Here is a 12735-nt window from a genome sequence, read left to right as displayed (position 1 = left end):
GTCGAAAGACGCCTGTCCATTAATATTAATAGCATATAAACTTATACGTCAATGGATTCAATTACAAATTATCTAAATAAAAAACCCTCTGCCAAAAGCAGAGGGTTTTTTGGGATAAAGCGCAGCTAATGCCGCACTTTATTATTTTTGGATTGTTGCTACAGCGCCAGCGCCTACAGTACGGCCGCCTTCACGGATGGAGAAACGAGTACCTTCTTCAACCGCGATTGGAGCGATCAGTTCAACTGTAACTGTGATGTTGTCGCCAGGCATAACCATTTCAGTACCTTCAGGCAGGTTGATGATACCTGTTACGTCAGTTGTACGGAAATAGAATTGTGGACGGTAACCAGTGAAGAAAGGCTTGTGACGGCCACCCTCTTCTTTAGTCAGAACGTAGATTTGAGCTGTGAAGTTAGTGTGTGGTTTAACCGAAGCCGGTTTAGCCAGTACTTGACCACGCTCGATATCTTTACGGTCTACACCACGAAGCAGTGCGCCGATGTTGTCGCCCGCTTGAGCGGAATCCATCAATTTACGGAACATTTCTACGCCCGTAACAACGGATTTGCGAGTTTCTTCAGCCAGACCAACGATTTCGATCTCGTCGCCAACTTTAACCACACCACGGTCGATACGTCCAGTTGCTACTGTACCACGGCCAGTGATTGTGAATACGTCCTCGACAGGCATCAGGAAAGGCTTAGCTGTGTCGCGCTCAGGAGTTGGGATGTAAGTGTCAACTTGCTCGAACAGTTCAACGATTTTGTCAGCCCAAGGACCATCTGGGTTTTGCAGAGCTTCACGAGCTGCACCACGGATGATTGGAGTGTCGTCGCCTGGGAACTCATACTCGTTAAGAAGGTCGCGAACTTCCATCTCAACCAGTTCCAAGAGCTCTTCGTCTTCAACCATGTCGCATTTGTTCAGGAATACAACGATGTAAGGTACGCCTACTTGGCGGGACAGAAGGATGTGCTCGCGAGTTTGCGGCATAGGGCCGTCAGCTGCGGATACAACCAGGATTGCGCCGTCCATTTGAGCAGCACCAGTGATCATGTTTTTAACGTAGTCGGCGTGACCTGGGCAGTCAACGTGAGCATAGTGACGGTTAGGAGTCTCATACTCTACGTGAGCTGTCGAGATTGTGATACCGCGCTCGCGCTCTTCTGGAGCTTTATCGATTTGGTCGAAAGCGATTGCCGCGCCACCGTATTTTTTGGAAAGTACAGTAGTGATAGCAGCTGTTAAAGTAGTTTTACCATGGTCGACGTGACCGATAGTACCGATATTTACGTGCGGTTTATTACGTTCAAATTTAGCCTTTGCCATTGAACTTAATCCTCCTTAATATAACTAAAGTTTTATGTGTGGGCCAAGCACAACACTGCGAAACAGCATTGCGCCAGCCTAGCATACCCTAAGGTATCGTTAAGCCGCTTAATAATTAAGCGCCTTTGTGTTTGGAGATGATTTCTTCGGAAATCGAACGTGGTACTTCTTCATAGTGCGAAAGCTCCATGGAGAATACGCCACGGCCTTGTGTACCGGAACGAAGAGTTGTGGAGTAACCGAACATCTCAGCGAGAGGCACCTTAGCACGGATGATTTGTGCACCTGCACGAGTATCCATACCTTCGATACGACCACGACGGGAGTTCAACATACCCATAACGTCGCCCATGTACTCTTCTGGCACTGTAACTTCAACCTTCATGATTGGCTCAAGAAGAACTGGGTTACATTTTTCCTTAGCAGCTTTAAGCGCCATGGAACCAGCGATTTTGAACGCCATCTCCGAGGAGTCAACGTCATGGTACGATCCGTCTACTACAGTTGCTTTAACGTCAACGAGAGGGAAGCCAGCGATTACGCCGTTCTTCATCGACTCTTCGATACCCGCTTGGATAGGACCAATGAATTCACGAGGAATGGATCCACCCACAACTTTGTTCTCGAATACGAAACCTTGACCTGGCTCTTGCGGAGTGAATTCCACCCAACAATGACCATATTGACCTTTACCACCGGACTGACGAACGAATTTACCTTCAACCTTAGCCGCGGTACGGAATGTCTCACGGTAAGCTACTTGAGGTTTACCTACGTTAGTCTCAACTTTGAATTCGCGAAGCATACGGTCAACCAGGATTTCAAGGTGAAGCTCACCCATACCCGAGATAATCGTTTGATTCGTTTCTTCGTCTGTATGAGCACGGAACGTTGGATCTTCTTCAGCCAGTTTGGAGATTGCGATACCGAGTTTGTCTTGGTCAGCTTTCGTTTTTGGTTCGATAGCTACCGAGATAACCGGCTCAGGGAAGTTCATCGATTCAAGAATGATCGGGTCCTTCTCATCGCACAGCGTGTCGCCCGTAATCGTGTCTTTCAGACCGACTGCAGCAGCGATATCACCGGAGTATACTTCGGAAATTTCTTGACGGCTGTTCGCGTGCATTTGCAGGATACGGCCGATACGTTCACGTTTGTTCTTCGTTGCGTTAAGAACATACGATCCGGATTTCAGGACGCCCGAGTATACACGGAAGAACGTCAATTTACCAACATAAGGGTCAGTCATGATTTTGAATGCAAGTGCCGCGAACGGCTCTTCATCGGAAGAATGACGTACAGACTCTTCACCGTCTTCAAGTGTACCTTTGATTGCCGGTACGTCGAGTGGCGAAGGCAGGTAGTCAACAACTGCATCCAACATCATTTGAACACCTTTGTTACGGTAAGAAGAACCTGCGATTACTGGGAAGATCTTAACTTCACAAACGCCTTTACGAAGCGCTGCTTTAATCTCTGGAATTGTAATTTCTTCGCCTTCCAGATATTTCATAGTCAATTCTTCATCCAGCTCAGCTACCTTCTCGATAAGCTCCAGACGAAGCTCTTCTACTTGGTCAGCATACTCAGCAGGAATCTCAACTTGCTCAGGATCTTTCCCGAGGTCGTCTTTGTACTTGTAAGCTACGCGCTCAACAATGTCGATAACGCCGAGGAAATCGCTCTCAGCGCCAATCGGCAATTGAATCGCAACAGCATTCGCTTGCAGACGTTCACGCATGTCTTTAATAACATTCAGGAAGTCTGCACCGATGATGTCCATCTTGTTGATGTAAGCGATCCGTGGAACGCCGTAACGGTCAGCCTGACGCCATACAGTTTCAGACTGTGGTTCAACGCCTTCTTTGGCGCTGAATACGCCAACGGCCCCGTCCAATACGCGCAGGGAACGTTCAACTTCTACTGTGAAGTCAACGTGCCCCGGGGTGTCGATAATGTTGATGCGGTTGCCTTTCCATTGAGCAGTAGTCGCGGCAGACGTAATTGTGATACCGCGCTCTTGCTCTTGTTCCATCCAGTCCATCGTTGCAGCGCCTTCATGCACTTCACCGATTTTATGAGTACGGCCTGTATAGAACAAGATACGCTCAGTAGTAGTCGTTTTACCAGCATCGATATGCGCCATGATCCCGATATTGCGCGTATTATTCAAGGAGAACTCTCTTGACATGAATTTGTCTCCTCTCGTGTATTGAGATTAACTCAATCAGGTTATTTAAAATCCTACCAGCGGTAGTGAGCAAACGCTTTGTTCGCTTCTGCCATTTTGTGTGTGTCTTCGCGCTTCTTCACAGATGCACCAGTGTTGTTAGCTGCATCCATGATTTCTGCTGCCAGACGCTCTTCCATCGTTTTCTCACCGCGGTTACGCGAGTAGTTAACGAGCCAACGAAGACCAAGCGACGTACGGCGCTCTGGTTTTACTTCGATAGGCACTTGGTAGTTAGTACCGCCTACACGGCGTGCTTTAACCTCAAGTACTGGCATAATGTTTTTCAATGCTGCTTCGAACGTTTCCATCGGATCTTTACCCGTGCGTTCTTGGATCAGTGTGAAAGCATTATACAACAGTGTTTGAGCTACACCGCGTTTGCCGTCGATCATAATACGGTTGATCAGACGAGTTACCAATTTGCTGTTATACAGCGGATCTGGCAATACATCACGTTTTGTTACAGGACCTTTGCGTGGCATGATAAAGTCCCCCTTTCTCAGTTAGTCGTTTTACCCGGATATTATCCGAATATATTCAACTTATTATTTTTTAGCTTTAGGGCGTTTAGTACCGTATTTCGAACGGGATTGGTTACGGTTGTTAACTCCCGCTGTATCCAATGCACCGCGAACGATATGGTAACGTACACCCGGAAGGTCTTTTACCCGTCCACCACGGATCAATACAACGCTGTGCTCTTGAAGGTTATGACCGATACCCGGAATATACGCCGTTACCTCTACGCGGTTAGTCAAACGTACACGCGCATATTTACGAAGTGCGGAGTTCGGTTTTTTCGGAGTCATCGTACCTACACGAGTGCACACACCGCGTTTTTGCGGAGCGCTGATGTTCGTTGCTTCACGTTTCAGGGCGTTAAACCCTCTTTGCAAAGCAGGCGATTTCGATTTTACGACTTTAGCTTGGCGGCCTTTACGGACCAGCTGATTAATTGTTGGCATGTTGCCACCCCCTTCCCATGATTATGTCTTATTTATGGCAAGACATTTAACCCAATCATTAAGCCCACAGATCCAGGCGGTTCATAAAAGAACAAATAAAAATTTTCGCCGGTCCATCATCTTTCAAATCTGCACCAACAAAAATTATGTCTTCATTATTCTTCATCAGGTATGAGCGCTGCCATAGCAGCCCCGACATCAATCCCGCAGGTCTCCCCGAGTTCTTGCATCGTATCCGTCCATTTGATCGGAACACTCAACCGCTCGCAAAGATGAACGATCTTCTCTATCATCCTTGGATCTGCATCACGAGCTACATAGACTTCGATAGCTTTATCTTGCTCAAGCATCTTCGTCGTCTGTTTCGCGCCAACCTTAAACTGCATGATATCACCTTTTCTTTAACAGTAGAGCGATCACACAATTAGGCACACTTCGATATAGTAACACCTACATCTACATGTGTCAAGCTGTTATGCACTCTGTCCATATGCAAAGTATTGGTTAATTCATTCCTACGGTTAAAGGTACGGCCCATAAACTATTATACATGTAAAAGAGCGGGCATCAACAGGGAAGACCAACCATCCCTGCCGAATGCCACGCTCTTCTCATCTATTACACTATACTATTCAATCGTAACTGCTTCGGATTCCAATTCGCCTTCTTCAGTTGTTTCCGGCTCATCTTCAAGGCCTACCAGCTTGATACTGCGGTAACGGTTCATACCGGTACCAGCCGGGATCAGCTTACCGATAATAACGTTCTCTTTCAGACCTAGCAATTGGTCGACTTTACCTTTGATAGCAGCGTCGGTCAGTACGCGAGTCGTTTCTTGGAACGAAGCCGCGGACAAGAACGAATCTGTCTCAAGGGATGCCTTAGTAATACCAAGCAATACCGGCTTCGCAACCGCAGGCTCAAGGCCTGCGAAGATCGCTTCGCGGTTAGCTGCTTCGTATTCATGGATGTCAACAAATGCGCCAGGAAGAAGCGTAGTGTCACCAGCGTCAACGATACGGATTTTGCGAAGCATTTGCTTAACCATAACCTCAACGTGTTTATCGTTGATTTCTACACCTTGGTTACGGTATACGCGCTGTACTTCTTGCAAAATGTAGTTTTGAACGCCACGGATACCTTTAATGCGCAGCATATCTTTAGGGTCGATCGAACCGTCTGTCAGTTCGTCGCCGGCTTCGATTTGCTGGCCTTCGGTTACACGGATACGCGAACCATACGTAATAGCGTATACTTTCGTTTCCGCTTCACCTTGTACTTCAACTTCACGGCGGTCTTTCGCTTCACGGATTTCTTTCACGACACCGTCGAGCTCCGTAATGATCGCTTGACCTTTCGGATTACGCGCCTCGAAGAGCTCTTGGATACGCGGCAAACCTTGCGTAATATCGTCGCCGGCTACGCCGCCGGTATGGAACGTACGCATGGTAAGCTGTGTTCCTGGTTCGCCGATCGATTGTGCCGCGATAATACCAACCGCTTCACCGATTTCAACGTGCTTGCCTGTTGCCAGGTTACGGCCATAGCAGATTTTACAAACGCCATGACGCGCACGGCAGCTAAGCACCGAACGGATCTGAAGCTTCTCAATACCAGCATCGATAATCGCATCCGCTTTGCCGGAATCGATCAGTTCGCTCTTCTTAACGATAACTTCGCCCGTTTTAGGATGACGAATCGTTTCGAATGCGTAACGTCCTTCGATACGGTCATACAGATCCTCGATAACTTCTTTACCGTCTTGGATTTTGCTAACGGCAAAGCCTTTATCAGTACCACAATCATCTTCACGAACGATAACGTCCTGCGCAACGTCAACCAGACGACGGGTCAAGTAACCCGAGTCAGCTGTACGAAGGGCTGTATCGGCCAAACCTTTACGCGCACCATGCGTCGAGATGAAGTACTCGAGGACGGTCAGGCCTTCACGGAAGTTCGATTTGATTGGCAACTCAATGATACGGCCGGATGGGTTCGCCATCAGACCACGCATGCCGCCGAGCTGGGCGATCTGCGATTTGTTACCCCGTGCTTTGGAATCAACCATGAGCATGATGGAGTTGTAACGATCCATCGATTTCATGAGGATATCCGTAATTTGATCTTTGGATTTACTCCAAATCTCGATAACACGGTCATAGCGTTCTTCGTTTGTGATCAGACCACGACGGTACTGATTCATAACGACAGCTACTTTTGCGTCGGATTCTTTCAGGATCTCCACTTTCTCCTCCGGAACGATAACGTCCGATACCGCTACGGTAATACCAGCGCGTGTAGAGTACGTGAAGCCCAGTTGTTTGATACGGTCAAGAATGATCGACGTTAATGTTGTATGGTAGATACGGAAGCATTCGCCGATGATGTTGCCGAGATACTCTTTACCGACACCGCCGGCAATTGGCAACTCGTCAACAATTTTGTTCAAGTCGCTGCCTTTTTCGTATACGAAATATTTATCCGGCGTACCTTGCAGCAAGTTCACTTTGGAAGCTTCGTTGATGTAAGGGAAATCTTCCGGGAAGATCTCGTTGAAAATGACTTTACCGACTGTTGTACAAATCAGCGAGTTCTGCTGTTGTTCCGTAAAGATCGTTTTCTTCAGTACTTTAGCAGGCACGAATACACGAGCATGAAGCGATACAATACTACGCTGGTAAGCGGAGATTGCTTCGTTCACAGTCGAGAACACAGAACCGGAACCTTTGGCATCCTTGTTGTCCATTGTCAAGTAATACGATCCGAGAACCATATCCTGCGATGGTGTAACAACCGGTTTGCCGTCTTTCGGGTTCAAAATGTTGCCCGATGCAAGCATCAGGAGACGTGCTTCAGCTTGAGCTTCTGCCGAAAGCGGTACGTGAACAGCCATTTGGTCACCGTCAAAGTCCGCGTTATAAGCGGTACATACGAGCGGATGAAGCTTAATGGCGCGGCCTTCAACCAGAATTGGTTCGAACGCCTGGATACCAAGTCGGTGAAGCGTAGGGGCACGGTTAAGAAGAACCGGATGCTCCTTGATTACTTCTTCAAGAACGTCCCATACTTCAGGGCTAACGCGTTCAACTTTGCGTTTCGCGCTCTTGATATTATGAGCCAAACCTTTGTTAACAAGCTCTTTCATAACGAACGGCTTGAACAGCTCCAGTGCCATCTCTTTTGGAAGACCACATTGGAACATTTTCAGGTTTGGACCTACTACGATAACGGAACGACCAGAGTAGTCAACCCGTTTACCGAGCAAGTTCTGACGGAAACGACCTTGTTTACCTTTCAGCATATGGCTGAGCGATTTCAAAGGACGATTACCTGGGCCTGTTACCGGGCGTCCACGACGACCGTTATCGATGAGGGCATCAACTGCTTCTTGCAGCATACGCTTCTCATTCTGAACGATAATGTCTGGAGCACCAAGGTCAAGCAGACGTTTCAGACGATTGTTACGGTTAATTACACGGCGGTACAAGTCATTCAGGTCAGACGTTGCGAAACGTCCGCCGTCCAGTTGTACCATCGGACGAAGCTCTGGCGGAATAACCGGAAGTACGTCGAGAATCATCCATTCCGGCTGATTGCCGGAGTTACGGAATGCTTCGATTACTTCAAGACGCTTAATCGCACGATTACGGCGTTGCCCTTGAGCAGTGCGCAATTCTTCTTTAAGCTGTTCCAGTTCTTTCTCTACGTCGATGTCTTGAAGCAATTTCTTAACTGCTTCTGCACCCATGCTCGCTTGGAAGCCATAACCGTATTTTTCACGGTAGCTGCGGTATTCTTTCTCCGACAGCAGTTGTTTTTTCTCAAGCGGCGTATCACCAGGATCGGTTACTACATAGGATGCAAAATAGATAATCTCCTCGAGCGAACGAGGCGACATGTCAAGCGCAAGGCCCATACGGCTTGGAATGCCTTTAAAGTACCAGATATGCGATACAGGGGCAGCAAGCTCGATATGGCCCATACGCTCGCGGCGTACTTTAGCGCGAGTTACTTCAACGCCACAGCGGTCACAGACAACGCCTTTATAACGAACGCGTTTGTATTTGCCGCAATGACATTCCCAGTCTTTTGTAGGCCCGAAGATCTTCTCACAGAAAAGACCTTCTTTCTCCGGTTTTAACGTCCTATAGTTGATCGTCTCCGGTTTTTTGACTTCTCCGCGGGACCAAGAACGGATTTTATCCGGCGAGGCAAGCCCGATTTTCATATACTCGAAGTTGTTCACGTCCAACAAGGAGCAACCCTCCTTCGTCATGTATGGCTATGTCGTACAAATTGGCGGCTGCACGCCCTTCAGGCGAAGGACGAGCAAGCCTATAATCAAATCTTATTCAGCGCCTGCTTCGGCACCTTCCAAGTTCAGGTTGAGCTTATCGCTCGTACCGTCATCTTCGTCATCGATTTCTTTCATTTCGATCTCTTCTTCATTCTCGGTCAGGATCTTAACGTCCATACCGAGGGACTGAAGCTCTTTGATCAATACTTTGAACGATTCAGGAACACCAGGCTCCGGTACGTTCTCACCCTTCACGATCGATTCATACGTCTTCACGCGGCCGACAACGTCGTCGGATTTGACAGTAAGAATCTCTTGAAGCGTATAGGCAGCGCCGTAGGCTTCAAGTGCCCATACTTCCATCTCGCCGAAACGCTGACCGCCGAATTGAGCTTTACCGCCCAAAGGCTGTTGCGTAACGAGGGAGTAAGGACCAGTCGAGCGGGCATGGATTTTATCGTCAACCATGTGCGCCAGTTTGATCATGTACATGACGCCGACCGTAACTTCGCGTTCGAACGACTCGCCTGTACGGCCATCGTATAGAACGGTCTTACCGTTACGTTGCATACCGGCTTCTTCCATCGTGTCGAATACGTCATACTCGCGCGCTCCGTCGAATACCGGTGTTGCTGCATGAAGACCGAGCTGTTTACAAGCCATACCAAGATGGACCTCGAGCACCTGACCGATGTTCATCCGCGATGGTACGCCCAGTGGGTTAAGCACGACTTCAACTGGTGTGCCGTCTGGCAAGAACGGCATATCTTCCTCCGGCATAATGCGGGCGATAACCCCTTTATTACCGTGGCGTCCTGCCATTTTGTCGCCTTCGGAGATTTTACGTTTTTGTGCGATATATACACGGACCAGCTGATTCACGCCTGGCGGCAGTTCATCGCCGTTCTCACGAGTAAATACTTTAACGTCTACAACGATACCGTCGGTACCATGCGGTACACGAAGCGAAGTATCACGGACTTCACGAGCTTTCTCACCGAAGATCGCGTGAAGGAGGCGTTCTTCCGCCGTCAGTTCCGTAACGCCTTTAGGTGTTACTTTACCAACGAGGATATCGCCGGCGCCGATCTCCGCACCAACGCGGATGATACCGCGTTCGTCGAGGTTCTTGAGCGCTTCTTCGCCGACATTCGGAATGTCGCGCGTAATTTCTTCCGGTCCAAGCTTCGTATCACGTGCTTCGGATTCATATTCCTCAATGTGAATCGAGGTATATACATCCTCTTTCACAAGCTTTTCGCTAAGAAGAATAGCATCCTCGTAGTTGTAGCCTTCCCAAGTCATGAACGCAACGACAACGTTACGGCCAAGCGCCAATTCGCCTTGCTCTGTCGAAGGACCGTCAGCGAGGATATCGCCTTTCTTGATCAGATCACCTTTACGAACAAGCGGACGCTGGTTAATACATGTTCCTTGGTTAGAGCGCATAAACTTATGCAGTTTATGTTTTACGAGATCGCCAACCACTTGTTTGCCGTCCAAAACTTCAGTACGGCGCAGCCAAATTTCATTTGCCGAAACTCGTTCAATAACACCGTCAAACTTGGACACAATACATACACCGGAGTCTTTAGCCGATTTGTGCTCCATACCTGTACCAACGAGTGGTGCTTTCGGAATAAGAAGCGGCACGGCCTGACGTTGCATGTTGGATCCCATGAGCGCACGGTTGGAGTCGTCATTTTCCAAGAACGGAATGAGCGCTGTCGCAACCGAGACAACCTGCTTCGGCGATACGTCCATGTAGTCAACGCGTTCGCTTGGCATAGTCAGGATGTTATCTGCTTGTTTGTTGTAACGAACGATGACGCTGTCTTCGACAAATTTGCCTTCTTCAGTCAGCTTCGCGTTCGCCTGGGCGATAACGTAGTTATCTTCCTCGTCGGCCGTCAAATACGAGATTTGCTCGGTAACGATACTTGTCTTCGGATCAACCCAACGGTAAGGCGCCTCAATGAAGCCATACTCGTTGATACGAGCAAATGTCGACAAGGAGTTGATCAAACCGATGTTCGGACCCTCTGGTGTTTCGATCGGACACATACGCCCGTAGTGGGAGTGATGGACGTCACGTACTTCGAAGCCTGCGCGCTCACGCGTCAGACCACCCGGACCGAGTGCAGACAGACGACGTTTGTGCGTCAATTCCGCCAGCGGGTTCGTTTGGTCCATGAACTGCGACAGCTGCGAGGAGCCGAAGAATTCTTTAATCGACGCAATAACTGGTCGAATATTAATCAATGCTTGCGGCGTGATCGCGTTAGCGTCTTGAATCGACATTCTTTCGCGCACAACGCGCTCCATACGGGAGAGACCAATACGGAATTGGTTCTGCAGCAATTCGCCTACCGAACGCAAACGGCGGTTGCCGAGATGGTCGATATCGTCCGTGTTGCCTACTCCGTGCAGAAGGTTAATGAAATAGTTAATGGACGAAATAATGTCCGCAGGCGTAATATGCTTAACGGATTTATCAATAACGCCATTAGAGATGACTTTGATAACCTTCGCATCATCAAGCGGTGAGTATACACTGATCGTTTGAAGAGGAATGCTATCTGCATCGAGCACACCATTAGCAACATGGTATGTTTTGAAGCCGACGTTTTTCTCCAGCTTGTCGAGGATCTCATCCAGCAGACGACGGTCAATCATTTGACCTGCTTCTGCGATGATCTCACCTGTACCTGGATCAACCAGCGTCTCAGCAAGACGTTGGTTAAACAGACGGTTCTTGATGTGAAGCTTTTTGTTTATTTTGTAACGGCCGACGTTAGCCAGATCGTAACGTTTTGGATCGAAGAAACGAGCAACAAGCAAGCTCTTCGCATTATCCAAAGTAGGCGGCTCGCCCGGACGAAGGCGTTCATAAATCTCGATCAACGCTTTCTCGGTCGAATCTGTGTTGTCTTTATCCAGCGTGTTGCGAATATACTCGTCATGGCCGAGCAATTCTAAGATTTCAGCGTCGGTCCCAAATCCAAGAGCGCGCAAAAGCACCGTCACCGGTATTTTCCGGGTCCGGTCAATACGAACGTAAATGATGTCTTTAGCATCCGTCTCAAGCTCGAGCCAAGCCCCGCGATTCGGAATTACCGTTGCCGTGTATGTTTTCTTCCCGTTCTTATCAACCTTCGTGCTGAAGTACACACTTGGGGATCGAACCAACTGGCTGACAATTACACGTTCCGCCCCGTTAATAATGAACGTACCGGTCTCTGTCATCAGCGGGAAGTCGCCCATGAACACTTCTTGTTCTTTCACTTCGCCGGTTTCTTTGTTGAAGAGCCGTACCTTAACGCGCAGTGGAGCAGCGTACGTCACATCGCGTTCCTTTGATTCATCGACCGAATATTTCGGTTCGCCTAAGCTATAGTCGATAAACTCAAGCGATAGATTGCCCGTAAAGTCCTGAATCGGCGAAATATCCTGGAATAACTCAAGCAAGTCATTGTCCAAGAATTTTTCGTACGATTTTTGTTGGATTTCAATCAGGTTCGGGACTTCCAGCACCTCGTTGATCCGGGCGTAACTTCTCCGCGTGCGCCGACCATACTGAACAAGTTGTCCTGCCAACTTAACCTCACCCCTCATGTCTGTCTCACAGCATCGATATATCACTGCGTCACTACTTTAAATAAAGAAAAGCCCTTATCGAATAGTTCGAAAAAAGAGCGTGTTCCGGCAGCCAACCAAACGCAGCGCGGCGCGATGGTTCCATATCAAGTAATTTTGCCCAAAATGTAAACATTATACGTCAAATGTGCAAGTATTATGCATTCCGCGCCAAAAATCGCACTTGACATTTTAGTTGACTAAAGAGATTGAGCCCAATTTAATGCTGACATTTTATAATATTACCATATCTAAAAAGTCAAGTCAAGAAA

The 12735-nt window shown here is 48.2% G+C and carries 7 protein-coding genes; all 7 read right to left on the bottom strand.

The genetic code is table 11. From position 1 onward, the window contains the following. Positions 1-141: 141 nt before the first annotated feature. Positions 142-1332 (bottom strand): elongation factor Tu, encoded by a 1191-nt coding sequence (gene tuf, locus BM200_RS28630; protein ID WP_015847228.1) that lies wholly within the window; start codon positions 1330-1332, stop codon positions 142-144. Positions 1333-1447: 115 nt separating this feature from the next. Further along, positions 1448-3523 (bottom strand): elongation factor G, encoded by a 2076-nt coding sequence (gene fusA / locus BM200_RS28625; RefSeq protein WP_091190697.1) that lies wholly within the window; start codon positions 3521-3523, stop codon positions 1448-1450. A gap of 53 nt (positions 3524-3576) precedes the next feature. After that, positions 3577-4047: a 30S ribosomal protein S7 gene (gene rpsG / locus BM200_RS28620; RefSeq protein WP_091190695.1), complete on the bottom strand. Its 471-nt coding sequence runs from the start codon at positions 4045-4047 to the stop codon at positions 3577-3579. Between the two features lie 63 nt (positions 4048-4110). Next, entirely contained in the window at positions 4111-4530 is a 420-nt protein-coding gene (rpsL, locus tag BM200_RS28615) for a 30S ribosomal protein S12 (protein ID WP_091190694.1), read from the bottom strand. Positions 4531-4685: 155 nt separating this feature from the next. Next, a complete protein-coding gene (locus tag BM200_RS28610; protein ID WP_091190691.1) occupies positions 4686-4916 on the bottom strand; it encodes a ribosomal L7Ae/L30e/S12e/Gadd45 family protein in 231 nt (76 codons plus the stop codon). Positions 4917-5158: 242 nt separating this feature from the next. Then, a complete protein-coding gene (rpoC, locus tag BM200_RS28605) occupies positions 5159-8758 on the bottom strand; it encodes a DNA-directed RNA polymerase subunit beta' (protein WP_425434641.1) in 3600 nt (1199 codons plus the stop codon). Between the two features lie 120 nt (positions 8759-8878). After that, positions 8879-12442 carry a DNA-directed RNA polymerase subunit beta gene (gene rpoB, locus BM200_RS28600; protein WP_091190686.1) on the bottom strand — a complete coding sequence of 1188 codons (3564 nt, stop codon included), beginning with the start codon at positions 12440-12442 and terminating at the stop codon, positions 8879-8881. Between the last annotated feature and the right edge of the window lie 293 nt (positions 12443-12735).

The sequence above is a fragment of the Paenibacillus catalpae genome (genome assembly GCF_900112695.1).
GTDB lineage: Bacteria > Bacillota > Bacilli > Paenibacillales > Paenibacillaceae > Pristimantibacillus > Pristimantibacillus catalpae.
This window is presented reverse-complemented; position numbering and strand designations above follow the sequence as displayed.